This is a genomic window from Streptomyces sp. NPDC001606, from assembly GCF_053596835.1.
The window spans coordinates 140,672-157,707 of sequence record NZ_JBSFHC010000020.1 but is presented as its reverse complement, the minus strand read 5'-3'; the positions used below and the strand labels follow the sequence as shown (position 1 = coordinate 157,707).

Genomic DNA, 17,036 nt, shown 5'->3' with positions numbered 1-17,036 from the left:
CGACACCCCGGCCTCGTCGGCGCGATGGCCACGCGCCCGAAGAGCCGACACAGCAGAAGAGGCAGACGCTCGGCTCGACCGCCTGCCTCTGAAGATCGCCCCTCAACCCGCTCAGGAGGCCGCGGACCGCACGATGGCGCGGGCCGCAGCACGCCCCTCGGGAGCAGGGACGAGCGGGTAGGCATGGACCGCACCCTCGCACACGATGACATTCACGGCCGCCCCGTCCGCAGCAGCCCGTTCTTCCAGGCGCCGAACGTCCGGGTAGAACACGTCGCGAGTGCCGATGTAGACGTCGATGGGCGCCAGGGGGGCAAGCGGGCCATTGACGGGACTGAGCCGGGGTTGGACGGGGTCGTCCCCGTCGGCCCAGCTACGTCCGGCGGCGAGCAGGCTGCTGGTGGTGAGGAACGGATCTCGGGCTTCGACCTCGGGAATCGCAGGGTTGGTCAGAGTCAGATCCAGCCAGGGGGAGATCAGTACTACTCGGGCCGGCTGGGGGAGACCCGAGCCGACCAGGCTCTGCGCCACGCCCAGAGCCAAGCCCGCGCCGGCGGAGTCGCCCATGATCGTGAGCTGGCCGGCGTCCAGGTCGCTGAGCAGGTCGCGGTAAACGGCAGTGACGAAGGGATATGCGTCACGATAGGTGTACTTCGGCGCCAGCCCGTAGTGCGGCACCTCGACTCGTACACCGGCATCCGCGAGCTGCGAGATCAACTGCCAGTGCCGGGGCGAGAGGTGTCTGATGTAGGCGCCGCCGTGCAGATAGACGACCGCTCGCTCCGCCCGGCGCCCGCGCGGACTGACGGTGTGGCATTCGAAACCGTCGATGTGGCGCGACCTCACGTCGTGCCGCTGTGCCAGTTTGGCGGGCGGACGAGGTGGCTCCTTCGACGCGACCACGGGGTCCGGGGCAGCCTTGCCTTTGAGGGTCAACCGCATGATCGCGGCGACCACGTGCATCTGAGGACTGCTCATGTCTGGCTCTCCTTCTTGGCGCCGCGATGCGGTCCGCTTCGCCGACGATGATAACGGTTACACTGTTTCCGCTATTACGCTAGGGCGAGCCGCTGCATCGGTCGACCACATCGCCCGTCTGGGCACCGAGCGATGCACCCGGCCGGCAACTCGATGACGCCGACGCTATGGAGATACCTCGTGACCCTCACCGCCACCTTCGCCTGCGCCATCGCCCTGATCTTCGGGGCGATCGGAGTGCTCAACGCACTCGCATTGCCGAAGGCGCGCGAACTGGCCGCCGAGACCGGCTTCTCCGTCGCCGCCTACCGCCGCATCGGCGTGCTGCAACTGGCAGGAGTCGCCGGGGTGGCGCTCGGCCCCGCCGTGCCACCGCTCGGTGGCCTCGCGGGAGCCGGGCTTCTCCTGCTGCTCGCCGCAGCTGTGGTCGTACACCTGCGCAAGGGTGACCCGGTTGCCAAACTCGCACCAGCCGTCGTGTGCGCGGTGCTTGTCGCCTCGTACTTCGCGGCCTTGTTCGGCTGAAGCGCCGCGGGTGGGCTGGCCAACAGGCATCCGATTGCACCACTGGACCCGGACCAGCTAAACGGCTACGCTGTAGCCAATATTAGAGGTGGGCGGGAACCAGCCATCTGGGCTCGAGGGCGCTCAAGCCGCGACCGCACGGTCCGCCCTGACTTCCTCAGCGCCCCTTCGTCCACAGCGCCCACCCCCGAGGGGTAGACGATGCCCGTCCTGATCGTGATAGCGATCTACGCTATCCGGATCGCCCGCGCCCCCTTGGACGCGCGCCTGAAGAAGCGCCACGTCGGACCCCTGTCGGTCACGACCGGAGCCGTCATGCTCTATCTGGCCTGGGACCGGCTCAGGCCCGCGGGCCTCGGCGCTGTCTATTTCGTCGGCGAGTTCACCGGCATCCTGTCCGTCTACCTGATGTCCTGCACCCTGGTGCTGGCCACCCGCCTGATGTGGTTGGAGCAGTGGTTCGGCGGCCTGGACCGCATGTACCGTCAGCACAAGCTGTACGCAATATGGTCCATTCTCCTGCTCACCCCCCACCTGCTCCTCCACTTCTTCTCCGGTTTCGACGGGAGTCAGTACGGCTACGCCCACCGGGCCGCGTCGGTAGGGATGGGCCATCTCCTCGGTGCCGTCTCCGCCATCGGCCTGCTGCTGCTCGTCCTCATCTCACTCGGCCAGGTCGGCCGCATCCTCCGACTGCCCTACGAGCGCTGGCTGTTCCTGCACCGCCTCACCGGCCTGCTGCTCCTGTCGGCGCTGGTGCACGGCTGGTTCCTCGATCTCATCATCAACGGATCCATGCCCCTCTTGGCCATCTACGTCAGCATGGCCACCATCGGCATGACCGCCTACACCTACGACGAACTGGTGCTACGGCACAGAGAACCCCGGGCGGACTACACCATCCACCGTGTCGAGCGGCCGACACCCGACATCCTCGACCTCACCCTCACGCCCACCGGCGAGACGACCCTTCCCGTGACAGGAGGCCAGTTCGTCTACCTGCGGGTCGGCAGTTGGCACGAACACCCCTTCAGCGTCGCAGGAACGCAGGCCGACGGCTCGGTGCGCCTCACCATCCGTGCCCTGGGTCGCGGTACACGCCGCCTCTACACGGACATACGTGAAGGACACGCCGCAACCCTCAAGGGTCCTTACGGCATGTTCGACCACACCCTCGGCGGACCCCGGCAGATATGGATCGCGGGGGGCATCGGTATCGCGCCCTTCCTCGGCTGGCTCACCCACCCCGGTGCAGCGCCGCCCCGCACCGACCTCTTCTACTGCGCCCCCACCGCCGAAGACGCGCCGTTCCTCCCGGAACTCACCGCAGCGGCAGCACACCGCCCCGAGTTCCGGCTCCACCCGACGTTCAGCCGCAGCCACGGCCGTCTGACCGTCGAAAGAATCCAGGCCCAGGCCGGACCGATCACCCCCGACACACACGTCTTCCTTTGCGGCCCCGCCGCCATGATCGAAAACCTCACTCGCGCCCTCCATCGCCTGGGCGTCCCCCGCCAGCATCTCCATGCCGAGCACTTCGCCTTCCGCTGACGAGTCGCCGTAGGCGGGCGGCCTCAGGTTCGCATCGTCCTGGCTGGTCAGGCGTCGTCGCGCAGGCGGGTAAGCCCACTGAGAAGGAGGTCGAGTCCGAAGGAGAACTCGTCCTCGATCGGAACGGGCATCGACTCGGCGACGGTGACCGTTGCCGGGAACAAGGCGGGATCGACGCTCTGAAAGACGGCGGACAGTTGCGCGTCGTCGGCTCGCCCGCCGCTGCCATGACCGTTGACCTGTATGGCGAATCCGAGAACGTAGCGAGAGACGGTCGCATACGTGTGCGCGGCCAGTCGCGGCGGGAAGCCGCTGTCGAGCAACACCGCGACGCAGTGCTCCCGCAGCGCCATGGCGTTCGGCCCCAGGGGAATCTCTTCGACCATCAGGCGCGCCGCGTTCCGGTGCCGGGCCAGGGCTTCGAACATGGTGTGCGCGACCGTCCGCAGGGCTTGCTGCCAGCCCATCGCGAGGAGTTCGTCGCCCTTCAGTTCCACGGCGCCGAACATGCGGTCCACGACATGGGCGACCAGCGCTGCCCGGTTGTCGAAATGCCGGTACAGCGTCGCCGTGCCCGAGCCCAGGCGCTGGGCCAGCGTCCGCATCGAGAGAGCGTCGGCCCCTTCATCGTCCACGATCTGCAATGCGGTAGCGACGATGCGCTCCAGCGGCACGGGCGGACGCCCCGGGCCCCGACCCGATGCCGTGGTCGCTCGCCCAGGACCAGCTGCTGCCACCGAACGTCCACCTCCTCGGCCAGCACCATAACAGCAACACCGTACCCACTTTGGGTCGCCGATTGGGCATGGACCGCCGGGCACCGCGGTTACGGCTCAGACATCACAAAGCGGCAGGTCACAGGCGCGCGGTGAAGCGGCCGGCCAGCACTGATCGCGGAGGCGCGGATTGCTGCTCGTCGTGCTTCGGACCCTGCTCGGATCGGGCGCTTCCGGGTGGTCGGTGTGCTGGGCACGGGTGGGATGGGCACCGTGTACGCCGCGGTCGGGGAGCGGGGGAGCGGGTAGCGGTGAAGGCCGTGCACGCCGGCTCCGCACCCGCTACGAGCGACGCCTGCCTCTACCTCGGCGCGGTCTCCGACCCAGACGGACGACCGGTTTGCGCGCGGCGATCAGCCCAGGGCGAGCCAGCGGATGCCGAGCCGTGCGACCTGCGCGGCCTCCGCCTCGGTCAGTGGCTCCCGGCCGGTGGCCTTGCGCAGGAAGCGGGAGCGGGACCACTGCAGCTTGTCGGCCGCCGGTGCGTGCTCCGCGCCCAGGAGCAGCTCCGCCACGGCGTCACCGGCCCCCGGGGTGAGCCAGGCTTCGCGTCCGAGTGCGTCGGCCAGGTCGAGGCCGTGCACGGCGACTTCCACGACGCGGGTGAGGAGGAACTCCGAGAGGAGCATGGCGTCGCCATGGCGTGTCCGCACGGTCCGGTCCTCGGGTTGGCCCTGGCACAGCCGGTCGACCCGCCGCCACGTCGCGGTGAACTCCTCGGCAAAGGCGGCGCCGTCGGCCGGCCTCGCCGCGCGGTGCTGGGCCAAGGCGATCCGCTTGCCGTTGGTCTGCGGTGAGAAGCGGTCGTCCGGGCGGTAGTACTCCGCCGCGGAGATCTCCGCCTCGCCCGGTTCCGGCGCGTCCAGCATGGCCGGAAGCCAGTCGATCACCACGCACACGTGCCCGAGCAGGTCGCGTACGGTCCAAGGAGCGCAGCGTGTCGGAAGGTTCCATTCGGCCTCGGACAGTCCGGCCACGGCGTCGCCGAGGGCTGCGCATTCCCGCCGAAACGCTTCGACGATCCGGTCGTGACCCACGCTGTGTCGCCTTCCGTCCGCTCGCTGTCCCGCGCCCGCTTCGCCGTCCCGCCCGGTTCCGCTCCGCGCTCACTTCTCAGATCATCGACACGCGTACCGAAGCGGTCCCGGTTGCAGACCGCAGGAAAATGATCGCCGGGCAGCAGCCGGCTTCTCCGTCAATCGCTCTCATGGGGCGTGCGATAGGTTCCCCGCCATGATCGAACCTGGCACCTTCACCTGGCCGACGGCCCCGTTACCGACCGACCGGCTCGTGCTCCGCCAGTCCGAGGCCCGGGACCGCGCGGCCTTCGTCGAGCTGTTCGCCTCGCCCGAGGTGGGCACCTACATCGGCGGCGCCCGGCCTCGCGACGAACTCGAACGCGCGATGCCTGACGTCCCCGGCCGACGCCCCAGCTGTTTCGTGGTCGAACTCGACGGGACGATGATCGGCATGATCACGCTCGATCCCCGCGGCGCCGAGCGCCGGGGACATGTCCGCCCCGAGGCCGGGGAGACCGAACTCGGTTACCTGTTCCTGCCCGAGGCGTGGGGACACGGTTACGCCTTCGAGGCGTGCGCCGCGGCACTCGACTGGCTCACCGGCGCGCGGCCCGGCGAACCCGTGGTGCTCTCCACCCAGAGCGCCAACCACCGGGCGATGCGCCTCGCGGCGAGACTGGGCTTCACCGAGGTCGAGCGGTTCGAGGAGTACGGCGCCGAACAGTGGTTCGGCGTGCGCCCCCCGGCCACGTCGGCAGGATGAGGGGCGGCGACATGGACGCGATCGTGCTGATGTCGGATCCGAAGGTCGCCGCCGTACCCGTGACCGAGTCCGGCGAACGCCTCGTGGACGTCCGCCTCGGCGGCCGTCTGCTCGTCGACACCCGCAAGCAGGACCCGGCCGACGCCTTCGCCCACCTGCGGGAAGGCGTGCTGGAGCGGCTGCTCACGGCACAGACCATGCTCCCGACGCCGTCGACCTCACCCTCGCCGATGCCGACGGGAACGAGCTGGACCGGGGCACGCGCATGAACGCGGACCCGGAAGAGAGCGCCGGCGCCTGCTACACCCACGCCCCGAACATCAGCGAGGAGGCCCGAGCCAACCGGGAGCTGCTGGGCACCGTCCTCACGGCCGCAGGGCTGGTGAACTACCCCACGGAGTAGTGGCACTGGTCCTTCGGGGACCGCTACGGGGCCTTGCTCACGGGCAACGCCACGGCGCTCTACGGCCCCGAGAGGAATGGCTGCCTGCCGGCAGGCGAAGGGACTTGAGTCTCCCGTAGGGGGAGACACGAAGGTGGGGACATGGACGGCGACACGCTCTACTCGATCGGTGAACTGGCTCGACGGACCGGTCTCACGGTCAAGACCATTCGGTTCTACTCCGATCGCGGAATCGTGGCGCCGACCGATCGCAGCCCGGCCGGCTACCGCCTCTACGGTATCGACGCCGTCGCACGCCTGGACCTCGTGCGGACCCTGCGCGAGCTGGGACTCGACCTTCCGACGATCCGCAAGGTCGTGGACCGCGAGCTCTCGCTTCCCGAGGTCGCCGCGGCGCACGCCGAAGCACTGGCAGTGCAGATCCGCGTCCTGCGCCTGCGGCGCGCGGTACTGACGGCAGTGGCCGAGCGCGGGTCCACACCTGAGGAGACGGAACTCATGAACCGGCTGGCCCAGCTTTCCGAGGACGAACGCAGACGCCTGATCGGCGATTTCCTCGACGCCGTCTTCGGCGGTCTTGACGCCGACCCCGCATTCGCGGGGCCCATGCGCTCGATGACTCCTGAGTTGCCCGACAACCCGGAGGCAGAACAGCTCCAGGCGTGGGTGGAACTGGCTGAGATGTCCATGGACCCGGGTTTCCGCGCCGCCCTGCGGCGGATGGCCGAGGAGCAGGCGGCCGAGCGGGCCCGGAGCGACATGCGGGTCCCGCGCCGCGACATCGCCGCAGCCGTCCGTGACCACGCCGGCCCGGCCCTGACCACCGGCATCGACCCGGCCTCGCCCGAGGCTGATCCGATCGTCGAGGCCTTCACCGCGCACTACGCGCACCTCCTCGGCCGCCGCGACGACGTCGAGCTCCGCCGCCGGCTGGCGACCCGACTGGAGAGCATCAGCGACCCCCGCAGGGAGCGATATCTCCAGCTGCTCGCGGTGGTCAACGGCTGGCCGGCCCCGGAGCGTCTGGCTCCCGTGTTCGACTGGTCCGTCCAGGCCCTGCGCGTCCGGACACAGCGATGACGGGGCGGTCGCAGAGGGGCATGGGGCCGACGCGACACTGACGGGACACGCTGGGTGCAGGCCCGGCTGAGGCTGCTCACGCAGAGAGCCGGGCACGGATGCGACTCCGTCTCTTCTGAATCGAGCAGTTACTCCGGTCAGCGAGTGGCGCTCTCGGTGACCGGCTTCTTCCCGGCCGCTGGACGTCGTGCCGGGGTGGCGGACCGCAGCAGTACGGCAGCGAGGAGGAGAGCGACGGCGACGAGGCCCGAGCCGACGCGGAACGCGAGCTGATAGCCGCTTGTGAGTGCCGAGGCGGTGCTCGCCCCGCCGCTCAGCAGGGCATCCGTGTGCGAGGTGGCGAGCGTGCTGAGGACCGCGAGACCAAAGGCGCTGCCCATCTGCTGCATGGTGTTGAACATGCCCGAGGCGATCCCGGAGTCCTCGGGCGTGGCCGCCGACATCGCGAGCGTGGCCAGCGACGGCATCGCGAGGCCGAAGCCGATGCCGAGCGGCAGCAGCGCGGGAAGGACGTCCACGGCGTAGCTGCCGCCCGCCGGTACGCGGCCGAGTACGGCGAGGCCTGCCGCGATGAGCGAGAGTCCCGGAAGCAGTACGGCCCGGGGCCCGAAACGCGCGATCAGCCTCGGCGCGAGGCCGAGGGACAGCGCGCCGATCGCGACCGAGACGGGGAAGATGCCGAGGCCGGTGTGTATCTCGTCGTAGCCGAGCACCTTGTGCAGGTAGAGCACGCAGAGGAACTGGAAGCTGAACATCCCGGCCACCATGAGGGCCTGGATGCCCATCGCTGCGGAGACATCGCGTGAGCGGAACACACGCAGCGGCAGCAGCGGATGGGGTGCCCTGGCCTGGCGGGCGACGAAAGCGAGCAGCAGGGCGAGGGCCGCGCCGCCGAAGCCCAGGGTGTGTGCGGAGGTCCAGCCGTGGTCCGTGGTCCCGACGACGGTGTAGACGCCGAGCATCAGCGCGGAGGTGACCAGGAGCGCGCCCACGACATCGGTCCCCGTGCCGAGGCCGACACCCTGCTCGGACCCGAGCACGCGTCCGGCCAGCAGCGCGGCCACGATGCCGATCGGGACGTTGACGAAGAAGACCCAGTGCCAGCCGATGGTCTGGGTCAGGACACCGCCGGCGAGGAGGCCCAGCGAGCCGCCGGCGGACTGGACGAAGCTGTAGACACCGATGGCCTTGGCCCGCTCCTTCGGCTGCGGGAACAGGGTGACCACCATGCCCAGCGTGACAGCGGACGTCACCGCGCCACCGACGCCCTGGACGAACCGGGAGGCGAGCAAGGCCGCCGGGCCCTGGGAGACACCGCACAGCAGCGAGGCAGTCGTGAAGAGACCCAGGCCGGCGATGAAGACGCGGTTGCGCCCGACGAGGTCGCCGAGCCGCCCGGAGAGCAGTAGCAGACCGCCGAAGGGGACCAGATAGGCGTTGACCACCCAGGCCAGGCCCGACGAGGAGAAGCCGAGGTCCCGCTGGATGGACGGCAGCGCCACGTTCACGATGGTCCCGTCGAGGATGACCATCAGCTGCCCGGCACAGAGCACGGCCAGTGCCGCCCAACGTGACGGGTGTGCTGCTGCGTTGGTTCTGCGCACGGGGATTCCCTTCCATGGTGCACGACTTGTTACAGCGGTCATCTTCTGTAACCATGACGCGCGGCGGAAGGAGGCACTTTCGTGTCACGCAGTCACACCGATGTGTCCGACCAGGTCAGCAACGAGGCGTGCCCGCTCACCGAGGTCCTCGACCATGTCGCGGGCAAGTGGAGCATCGGCATTCTCGTCGCCGCCGCACACGGGCCGGTCCGGTTCACCGAGTTGGAGCGTGCCATCACGGGCATCAGCCGGCGCATGCTCACCCTGAACCTGCGCAAGCTGGAGCGCGACGGCCTGCTCGTGCGGACCGTCTACCCCACCGTGCCCCCCAAAGTGGAGTACAGCCTCACGCCCATGGCCCGCGAACTCCACACGACCCTTGCCGGACTCGTCGGCTGGGCGGAACGCCACCGGGCCGACATCGCCACGGCCCGCGCCGCCTACGACGCCGCTGCGGCACCGGCCCCCTGACCCGGGGAGAACGCGTTCATGGAGCCGGTGCTGTGCGAACTGCCGCCCGCTTTCTGGACGGTGCCCTACGTGGGCTCCCGGTTTCCGGGGTCCTCGGCGGTGGCCGGCCTTCCCGGCCTGGCGGAGGGGGCGAACTGCCAGCTGTACGCCTACGAGGTGCTCCGGCACTTCGGTCTGACTCCGCCCGCCCTGCGGTCGAGTGACCTGTGGGCCGACACGCGGGCGACGGCCCGGGTACCGGTCGCCCGGCCGCTCGACCTGGTGCTGTTCAACGCCACCGACGATGCCTACGGCGCCCATGTCGGTGTCTGGGTGGGGGAAGGGCGGGTGCTGCATCTGTGCGCGGAGGTGGGGCGCCCGGCAGTCTGGGAGATGGCGGAGTTCGCGACCCGGCCGCGCTACCGGGTCGTCATCGGCGTCAAGCGTGTGGTCGGCAGGGAGCGGAGCCCGGCCGGCTGAGACCGACCGGGTCGGTGCACTAGTCCAGCCACACCCCGTCGCGCAGCACGACCCGGCCGCGCAGCTCCCGTTCGCCGCGCCAGGCCCGTACCGTTCGCGGCGCCACGCGGAGGTAGAGGAAGGGGCTGTCCTCGGTGCGCGGGTCCCACCCGAACTTCCCGGTGAAGGCCTCCGCGGCCTCCTCGGGGACCTCCGTGTCGGGGAAGCATTCGGCCTCGCCCTCGAGCAGGACCACATCGAAGCTGTCCGGCAGGGCCAGGCGCACTCGCGGCTCGGCGCGGACGTTGCGTGCCGTCGCGGAGGCCGCGCCGGTGCACATCCACACCGCCCGGCCGTCCCACAGGAACCACAGCGGTACCTGGTGCGGGCCGTGCGCAGGGTGTGCAGTGGCCAGCCAGATGTCCCGTTCGGACGCGAGCCGGGCCAGTGTGTCCCGTTTCCGCTCCGGCCTGCCCCGAAGATGTGTGTCGGACGTGTGCATGGCAGCCGACCCTAGCCGCGGCCCGCGCGGCGCGCCTGAGCCGATGGACCTACACCGCAGGACCGAGGGCCGGCCCGGACGAGCGGACGGCGCGGGACGCGTGGCATCGTGTGCGGCATGGCGACAGCGACGGACCTGGCCGTGCTGGTCGGATTGCAGGCCTCCGGCAAGTCCACCTTCTACGGGCAGTGCCTGGCCGAGGGCCACGAGCTGGTCAGCAAGGGCCTGTTCCCGCGCGGCGCCAGGAACAAGCAGGACCGGCAGCTGCGGCTGATCGCGGAGCACCTGGCGGCGGGCCGGTCGGTGGCCGTGGACAACACCAACCCCTCGCCACTGGAGTGGCGCCCGCTGGTGGAGCTGGCCCGGGCGTACGGGGCCACCGTCACCGCGTACTGGTTCCCGCCCGACGTGGCCGGTTCGCTGCGGCGCAACGCTGCCCGGGAGGGTCGGGAGAGGGTGCCGGACGTCGGGGTGCTGGGCACGCTCCAGCGGTTGTGCAGGCCCTCGATGGCGGACGGGTTCGACGCGGTGCGCGAGGTGCGGTTCGACGGGCGGGGCGGCTTCGTCGTACGGGATGCCGAACCGCCCGCGCAGCGGTGACGTATGCCGGGGCGCGGGGTGGCTTGGTCGTACGGGATGCCGGACCGCCCGCGCGGCGGTGACGGGCACGGGGGGCGGTCAGGCTGCGTCCGTGAGCAGCTCCGCCAGCGCGGCCGCGAAAGCGACCAGGTCGTCTCGCTCCGGTCCGCCGCGGGCCCTGCGGAAGCCGTGCCGACGGCCCCAGAACACGGCCTGGACGACATGGAAGTGGGCCCAGCGCCGTACCCGCACCCGGTCCAGCTCCGCCGCGTCGGCGAAGACGTCCAGGACGCGGTGGGCGGCCCGGCGGGGGTCGTCCGCCGTGACCAGCGCGAGCGCGCGTGACTTCAGCAGCGCGCCCGCGTCGTAGGCCGGGTCGCCCGCACAGCCCTTGGGGTCGACGGCCAGCCAGGGCTCCCGGTCGGCGCGCAGGATGTTGCCGGCGTGGAGATCGCCGTGGACGAGGAGGTCCGGCTGACTGCGGCCCAGCTCGCGTACCGTCGCCACCGCCGCGTCCACCGTACGCTCCGACAGGCCGTGCCCCGGCTCCACGGCGTCCTTGCGCAGCTCCGACTCCCACGCGTCGGCCCGCTCCCGCAGCCGGGGCAGGCCGGGCGGGGCGGGGACGGCGAGCCGGTGCCCGACGCGGCCGGCGACCGTCACCAGCTCGTCGCCGTCCTCGGCGTCGGCCAGCGTCGTCGTCCGGGCGCGCTCCAGCAGCATCGCGAAGCGGTCGTCGTCGCGTTCGTGCAGCAGCACGGCGCCCCGCCCGCCCCAGACGGCGAACGCGTCCGGCTCGTGGACATTGCCGGGATGCGGGAACGACACCTTCACCACGGCCGGCGATCCGTCCCGCCGCCGCACCGGGACGACGACACCCACCCCTCCGTGCAGCACGCCACCGTCCTGCACACACCCCCAGCCCGCGAGCAACTCCTCCAGGATCTCCGGCAGTTCGGCGATCCATGCCGCTCCGGCCGCACCCTCGCGCGCGACGGTGCTCCGGGCGAACGTCTCCGGTACCTCGATCATCCCGGCACCCTACGCGCCCGCCCCGCGGTCATCCCGGACAAGGGGGCCCTCGGTGATGCATGAGGGCGGCGAAACGGGTCAAATTGCATCATGACGGGAAGGGGAGAGCAGCACGCAGCGTCACATACAAGACCGGCAGGGCCTACCGGTTCATCCCCGGAAGGGATATCCCTGACGGGGCGGCCCGGTCGGGGCCGCTTTCCCGGAAGGAGTCCTGACATGGACCACTGGTACGTCGACGAGCGGTGCACCAACTGCGATGTCGCCCGGCAGTTCGCACCCGACCTGATCGGCGAGGCCGACGGACGCTCCCGGATGCTGCGCCAGCCCGAGAACGAGACGGAGAACCGCCGTTTACACGCGGCCGTGTTCGCCTGCCACACCCGTTCCATCCGCCCGGGAACCGGGCACGCGGACCCGGCACTCGACCCGTTCCCGCTGGCGCTGGACGACGGCGTGCTGATCTGCGGCCACAACTCGACCCGCACCGCCGGAGCCAACTCCTACCTCCTGCGGCGGCCGTCGGGCACCTTCATGATGATCGACACCCCCCGCTGGAGCAGCGCGCTGGCCGCCCGCTACACGGCGTCCGGCCCCGTCACCGACGTACTGCTCACCCATCGCGACCATGTCGCACACGGCCGCCGCTACGCCGACCACTTCGGTGCCCGGCTGTGGATCCACGAGGGCGACCTGGACGCCGCCCCCGACGCCGACCAGGTGATCCGCGGGCTCGAACCGATGGAGATCGCCCCCGGCGTCACCGTCCACCCGCTGCCCGGCCACACCGAAGGCAGCGTCCTCTACCTCGCGGACGACCGGTACTGCTTCAGCGGCGACAGCTTCTACTGGTCGCGTACGACCGGCGATCTCGAAGTCGCCGACAGCGTGACCTGGTACTCCATCGAGGAGCTGGCCCGCTCCCTGACCAGGACGGCCGGGCGGATCCGCTTCGAGTGGGTCCTGCCGGGCCACGGCGACCGGCACCGGCTGCCCGCCGAGGAGATGTCCCGCCGACTGCACGGCCTCGCGGACCGCACCCGACTGCTGCGGCCCCGGCCCGTCGACTTCACGGCCGTCCGCTGGTGAACCCCCTGCGCGGGACGGGAGCGGTGCCGGTTCAGTCGACCGGTACGGCCCCCGGCGGGCCCGGCGGCTCCTGGAGCACGCTCCAGGCGACCGGCCCCAGCAGGTCGGCCATCCGCCGGAAGAGGTCCAGCAGCAGGTCGTCCACCGCGACCACACCCACCGGGCGGTGCCCGTCCAGCACCGGCAGGCGGCGCACCGCCGAGCGGCGGAAGGTCCGGTAGGCCTCCTGCACGTCGGCCGAGGCCCGCACGGTGACCAGGTCCGTCGACATCACCTTGTCCACGGGGGTCTCCGCGTCCAGCCCGCCGCCCAGCCCGCGCACGGCGAGGTCCCGGTCGGTGACCACGCCGCACAGCGTCCCGTTCTCCACGACGAGCACGCAGCCGACGCCCTGCTCGTCCATGCACTGCACCACCCGGGCCAGGGACACCCGCGGCGGCACGGTGACCGGCGGTGCGGTCATCACCTCGGACACCTTCACGGCTCACTCCTCGGGCGAGCGTCCATGACGTGTCCGGCCTCCACGACGGTCAGCACATCGGACACCGGCCTGCGCGGACTCGGTCGCCCCTCGGGCCCGTAGCCGAGCCGGAGCACCATGTGCACATGGCCCATGGCGGAACCCGGGTCACGCACCGCCCACCGCAGCTCCGGCCACTCCAGCGGCTGGGAGGTCACCGAGGCGACCAGTCCCTCCACGGTGGCCAGGAGCAGGACGCGCTCCAGGGCCTGGCCCGCGCGCAGCCAGTCCGCCGGCCGGTCGTGGGCCGTGCCCAGCACGGCGATGTGCGGGTTCTGCTCGAAGCGCGCCCAGCCCCGTCCGGGCAGCGGGCGGCCGGAGGCGAAGTCGCGTACCGGGCTGTCGCCGGCGTGGTGGCGCGGCCCGAAGGCCTCGGTGGGGACGCCGTCGGGCGCCGGGCCGGACCGGACCCACGACGCGGTCTCCCCCCGGACACCGGGATCCTGCTGCTCCCGGCCCTCGGCGTCCCGCACCAGGGTGAGGATCGACGACACATGCCACGGACCGGGGAACAGCAGCTCCGCGCCCTCGGCCCGGGCCGCGTCGGCCAGCCGCTGCTGCACACCGGCCGGGAGCTCGTCCTCGCGGTAGGGGTGCCGGCTGGAGTGCCGGCGGCGGACCGCCGGGTACAGCAGGGCGAGGGACGCGTCGGGCGGCGCGGTGGAGCGCAGGTCCACCTCGGCCAGCAGCGCCGGGTCGGCCGGATCGGGCAGCAGCCGGACGGCCGCACCCAGGCCGGCCCCCGCGGCGGCCACCCGCAGGTTCAACAGCGCCGCCCCGCAGCCGAGGTGCAGGCCCCGGTCGTCCGGGTCGGTCCGCGCCAGGGCCCGGCTCGGGTCGCCGTACAGGCGCAGCACACCGCTGTCGCTCAGGAAGCGGAAGGTCCAGGGCTGGGTGTTGTGCAGCGAGGGCGCCGCCGCGGCGTCCGCCACGAGCGCGGTGACCTCGTCCAGGTCCAGGGGTGGCATGGTCACGGTGGCCTCCCTCCGGTGCCGGCCCCGGCGGCCGTCCGGGCCAGGCGGACCGGCAGGGCGAGCGCCCCGCCGCGACCGGGTCCTGCGTCCAGCCTGCGCGCCGAGTTCCCGTGCCGGGCAGGGGCCGCCCGGACCCCACCGCGGGGCCGACCGGGCCCCTGCGCCGCGCGGACCGGCCTCCGCTCCGGACGCGTCGTCAGCGGCGGATGAGACCCATGCCCGTCGCGGTGGCGACGGCCGCGGTACGGGAGTCCACGCCGAGTTTCGCGTAGACCCGGGCCAGATGGGACTTGACGGTTCCCTCGGTGAGATGGAGCCGAGCACCTATGGCCTGGTTCGACAGGCCCTCGGCGACCAGCCCGAGGACCTCCGTCTCACGCCGGGTCAGGGCGGTGCCGGGCGCGCGCAGCCGGTGCATCAGCCGGTCGGCGACCGCGGGGGCCAGCGCGGTGCGCCCCGCGGCCGCCGTCCGTACGGCGGCCGCCAGCTCTTCGGGCGGGGCGTCCTTGAGGAGATAGCCGGTGGCCCCGGCCTCGATGGCGGGCAGGGTGTCGGCGTCGGTGTCGTACGTCGTGACGATCACGACGCGCGGGGCGTCCGGCCGGGCGGTGATCAGGGAGGTGGCCTCGGCGCCGTTCATCCCACCCTTGAACTGGAGGTCCATCAGGACGACGTCGATGTCCCCGACGGCGGCACGGGTGACCGCGTCCTCGGCGGTAGCCGCCTCGGCCACCACCGCCAGGCCGGGCTCCGTCTCCAGCACGGCCCGCAGCCCGGCCCGCACCACCGGGTGGTCGTCGGCGAGGAGCAGGCGGATGGCGGGGACGGGGGAGTCGGTCACGGGCGGGCCTCGGCTCGGCAATCGGTCGGTGCCCCGGAGCATGCGCCGGTGGCCGACGTGGTCGGTGTGTCCGGCCCATTCTCGGGCAGTGCCTGATAGTCGGTCACCGGTGTGGTGCCGGCGCGTGGCGGGGTGCCGGTTGCCGGCGGGGTGCCGGCTCCTGGTCTGTTGCCGGTTCCTGGGCCGGTGCCGGTTCCCGGTCTGTTGCCGGTGCCCGGCCCGCGCTCGGTTTCCGGTCCGGTTCCGGTCACTGCCTCGGGCTCGGTCACCGGTTCCGTCTCGGGACCTGGTCCGCTTCCGGGGCGAGGCCCGTTTCCGGGTGCTGGTCTGGTGGCGGTGCCTTGTCCGGGGTCGGTCGCCGGTGTGTTGCCGACACCTGGGGCGGTCTCGGACACCGGTCCGCTTCCGGTTCCGGGGCCTCTCTGGGCCCCCGGCACGCTCCCGGCCCCCGGCACGCTCCCGGCCCCCGGCACGCTCCCGGCCCCCGGCACGCCCTCGGCCCCCGGCCCGTCCTCCGCCCCCAGACCGCTCTCTGCCCCCACACCAGCCGCCCCCGCGTAGGGGAGTCCCGCGGTCAGGGTCGTGCCCTGGCCCGGGGTGGAGACGACGGTGAGGGAGCCGCCCAGGCTCTGCAACCGGGCGCGCATCGCCGCCAGGCCGAAGCCGCCGGCCTCGGGGTCGGGTGCCGGCAGCCGGTCGGGGTCGAAGCCGGTGCCGTCGTCCCGGACGGTCACCGTGACCCGGTCGCCGAGATGGCCGAGGGTGACCTCGGCGCGGGTGGCACGGGCGTGCCGGACGGTGTTGGCCAGGGCGGACTGGGCGACGCGCAGCAGTGCGACCTCGTGCGCGGTCGGCAGCGCCACAGGTGTGCCGGTGACCTGGAAGCGGGCGGCGAGCTGGTGCCGTGCGGAGGTGGTGGCGCAGAGCCGTTCCAGGGCGTCGGCCAGCGTGCTGCCGTCCAGCGCCGGAGGGGTGAGCGCGGCGACGAAGCGGCGGGCCTCGGCGAGATTGTCCACGGCCGCCTGCCGGGCCTGGCCCACATAGCGGGCGGCGTGCTCCGCGGTGTCCGGCAGCGCGCGCTCGGCGGCGCGCAGCAGCAACTGGATGCTGGACAGCCCCTGCGCCAGCGTGTCGTGGATCTCCCGGGCGAGCCGTTCCCGCTCGGCGAGGACACCGGCGGCGTGCTCGGCGCGGGCCAGGTCGGCACGGGTGGCGGTGAGTTCCTCGATCAGCCGCCGCCGCTGCTCGCTCTCCCGGTACAGGGCCTGGTAGCCCCACACCACCGCGACGGCGACCGCCGCGCCGAGCCCCGGCCCGATCGCCATCGCGGCGCTGAAGGAGCCCTGGTGGGCGGCGAAGGCGGTGATCGCGGCGAGTGCGGTGGCCGCCACCGCGGCGACCCCGGACCGGCGCGGCAGCAGGTGCAGCTCCAGGAAGTACAGCGGGAACGCCACCCACACCCCGTCGGCGGTCAGCGCCAGCAGCACCAGCCATACGGCGCCCACGGCGGCCAGCCACCAGGCGGCGGCCCGCCGGACCCGGCCGGCCCGGCGCAGGAGGAACCCGGCCGCGTACACCAGCCCGCACACCGCGGCCACGGCGACGACCGCACCGGCGCGCGGACCGCCCGCAGTGACGGCACGGACGGCGGACAGGGCGAGCAGGCCGACGACGAGCAGGTGCAGACACCAGGTCAGTGCGCGGGTGGTCGGGGCCGGAGTGCGGAGGGAGACGTTCACAGTCCTCCCAGCCTAAGGACAGCGGCCGTACCGGGCCTCCATCGAAAGTTACAAACTGCTCCGCCCCTTTCGGCTCCCGAAGTGGTGCCGCCCGCCAGATGCCCCGCGGGCGGCCGCCGGGGACCGTTGGTGACACACCACCACCCCCCTCG

17 protein-coding genes and 2 pseudogenes are annotated in these 17,036 nt (G+C 72.0%); 9 read left to right on the top strand and 10 right to left on the bottom strand.

Going from position 1 to position 17,036, the window contains the following annotated elements; genetic code table 11:
- Window positions 1-111 precede the first annotated feature (111 nt).
- Window positions 112-978, bottom strand: a complete 867-nt coding sequence (locus tag ACWCV9_RS30430; protein ID WP_450791352.1) for an alpha/beta hydrolase fold domain-containing protein — start codon at window positions 976-978, stop codon at window positions 112-114.
- 180 nt (window positions 979-1,158) lie between these two features.
- Between ACWCV9_RS30430 and ACWCV9_RS30425 the strand changes: the two genes are divergently transcribed.
- Together ACWCV9_RS30425 and ACWCV9_RS30420 are read left to right on the top strand one after the other, a co-directional pair.
- The gene (locus ACWCV9_RS30425; protein WP_450791350.1) at window positions 1,159-1,503 is read left to right on the top strand and encodes a DoxX family protein; all 345 of its coding nucleotides are present in this window, start codon (window positions 1,159-1,161) and stop codon (window positions 1,501-1,503) included.
- Between the two features lie 201 nt (window positions 1,504-1,704).
- Window positions 1,705-3,054 carry a ferredoxin reductase family protein gene (locus ACWCV9_RS30420; RefSeq protein WP_450791348.1) on the top strand — a complete coding sequence of 450 codons (1,350 nt, stop codon included), beginning with the start codon at window positions 1,705-1,707 and terminating at the stop codon, window positions 3,052-3,054.
- 47 nt (window positions 3,055-3,101) lie between these two features.
- Here the strand turns inward: ACWCV9_RS30420 and ACWCV9_RS30415 are convergent, their stop codons facing one another.
- A complete protein-coding gene (locus ACWCV9_RS30415) occupies window positions 3,102-3,728 on the bottom strand; it encodes a TetR/AcrR family transcriptional regulator (protein WP_450791346.1) in 627 nt (208 codons plus the stop codon).
- Window positions 3,729-4,183: 455 nt separating this feature from the next.
- Window positions 4,184-4,867: a maleylpyruvate isomerase N-terminal domain-containing protein gene (locus ACWCV9_RS30410; RefSeq protein WP_450791344.1), complete on the bottom strand. Its 684-nt coding sequence runs from the start codon at window positions 4,865-4,867 to the stop codon at window positions 4,184-4,186.
- Window positions 4,868-5,063: 196 nt separating this feature from the next.
- Between ACWCV9_RS30410 and ACWCV9_RS30405 the strand changes: the two genes are divergently transcribed.
- The 3 genes and pseudogenes from ACWCV9_RS30405 (at window position 5,064) to ACWCV9_RS30395 (ending at window position 7,095) form a co-directional block, all read left to right on the top strand.
- A complete protein-coding gene (locus ACWCV9_RS30405) occupies window positions 5,064-5,612 on the top strand; it encodes a GNAT family N-acetyltransferase (RefSeq protein WP_450791343.1) in 549 nt (182 codons plus the stop codon).
- Between the two features lie 11 nt (window positions 5,613-5,623).
- Window positions 5,624-6,123, top strand: a pseudogene (locus tag ACWCV9_RS30400) (M15 family metallopeptidase).
- A gap of 33 nt (window positions 6,124-6,156) precedes the next feature.
- Window positions 6,157-7,095 carry a MerR family transcriptional regulator gene (locus ACWCV9_RS30395; protein ID WP_450791341.1) on the top strand — a complete coding sequence of 313 codons (939 nt, stop codon included), beginning with the start codon at window positions 6,157-6,159 and terminating at the stop codon, window positions 7,093-7,095.
- A gap of 137 nt (window positions 7,096-7,232) precedes the next feature.
- On the opposite strand, the gene ACWCV9_RS30390 is transcribed toward ACWCV9_RS30395, so the two are convergent.
- Window positions 7,233-8,741, bottom strand: coding sequence for an MFS transporter (locus ACWCV9_RS30390; protein WP_450791339.1), 1,509 nt, complete (start codon window positions 8,739-8,741; stop codon window positions 7,233-7,235).
- Between the two features lie 39 nt (window positions 8,742-8,780).
- On the opposite strand from ACWCV9_RS30390, the gene ACWCV9_RS30385 reads away from it, so the two are divergent.
- Window positions 8,781-9,170 (top strand): winged helix-turn-helix transcriptional regulator, encoded by a 390-nt coding sequence (locus tag ACWCV9_RS30385; RefSeq protein WP_450791337.1) that lies wholly within the window; start codon window positions 8,781-8,783, stop codon window positions 9,168-9,170.
- Between the two features lie 18 nt (window positions 9,171-9,188).
- The gene (locus ACWCV9_RS30380; protein ID WP_450791335.1) at window positions 9,189-9,629 is read left to right on the top strand and encodes a hydrolase; all 441 of its coding nucleotides are present in this window, start codon (window positions 9,189-9,191) and stop codon (window positions 9,627-9,629) included.
- Between the two features lie 19 nt (window positions 9,630-9,648).
- On the opposite strand, the gene ACWCV9_RS30375 is transcribed toward ACWCV9_RS30380, so the two are convergent.
- Complete coding sequence (locus ACWCV9_RS30375; protein ID WP_450791333.1) at window positions 9,649-10,110, bottom strand: pyridoxamine 5'-phosphate oxidase family protein; 462 nt, start codon at window positions 10,108-10,110, stop codon at window positions 9,649-9,651.
- A 117-nt stretch (window positions 10,111-10,227) separates the two neighbouring features.
- Here ACWCV9_RS30375 and ACWCV9_RS30370 point away from each other — a divergent pair, with 117 nt between their 5' ends.
- Window positions 10,228-10,710, top strand: a complete 483-nt coding sequence (locus ACWCV9_RS30370) for an AAA family ATPase (RefSeq protein ID WP_450791331.1) — start codon at window positions 10,228-10,230, stop codon at window positions 10,708-10,710.
- Between the two features lie 78 nt (window positions 10,711-10,788).
- Here the strand turns inward: ACWCV9_RS30370 and ACWCV9_RS30365 are convergent, their stop codons facing one another.
- Window positions 10,789-11,721 carry an aminoglycoside phosphotransferase family protein gene (locus tag ACWCV9_RS30365; protein ID WP_450791329.1) on the bottom strand — a complete coding sequence of 311 codons (933 nt, stop codon included), beginning with the start codon at window positions 11,719-11,721 and terminating at the stop codon, window positions 10,789-10,791.
- A gap of 219 nt (window positions 11,722-11,940) precedes the next feature.
- Here ACWCV9_RS30365 and ACWCV9_RS30360 point away from each other — a divergent pair, with 219 nt between their 5' ends.
- Complete coding sequence (locus ACWCV9_RS30360) at window positions 11,941-12,810, top strand: MBL fold metallo-hydrolase (protein WP_450791327.1); 870 nt, start codon at window positions 11,941-11,943, stop codon at window positions 12,808-12,810.
- Between the two features lie 31 nt (window positions 12,811-12,841).
- On the opposite strand, the gene ACWCV9_RS30355 is transcribed toward ACWCV9_RS30360, so the two are convergent.
- The 4 genes and pseudogenes from ACWCV9_RS30355 to ACWCV9_RS30340 form a co-directional block, all read right to left on the bottom strand.
- Complete coding sequence (locus ACWCV9_RS30355) at window positions 12,842-13,291, bottom strand: CBS domain-containing protein (protein ID WP_450791325.1); 450 nt, start codon at window positions 13,289-13,291, stop codon at window positions 12,842-12,844.
- Window positions 13,288-14,304: an Acg family FMN-binding oxidoreductase gene (locus tag ACWCV9_RS30350; protein WP_450791324.1), complete on the bottom strand. Its 1,017-nt coding sequence runs from the start codon at window positions 14,302-14,304 to the stop codon at window positions 13,288-13,290. The genes ACWCV9_RS30355 and ACWCV9_RS30350 overlap by 4 nt, the downstream gene beginning before the upstream one ends.
- 196 nt (window positions 14,305-14,500) lie before the next feature.
- Window positions 14,501-15,145, bottom strand: a complete 645-nt coding sequence (locus tag ACWCV9_RS30345) for a response regulator (RefSeq protein WP_450791322.1) — start codon at window positions 15,143-15,145, stop codon at window positions 14,501-14,503.
- Window positions 15,146-15,675: 530 nt separating this feature from the next.
- Window positions 15,676-16,884: pseudogene (locus tag ACWCV9_RS30340) on the bottom strand (sensor histidine kinase); the annotation flags it as partial.
- Between the last annotated feature and the right edge of the window lie 152 nt (window positions 16,885-17,036).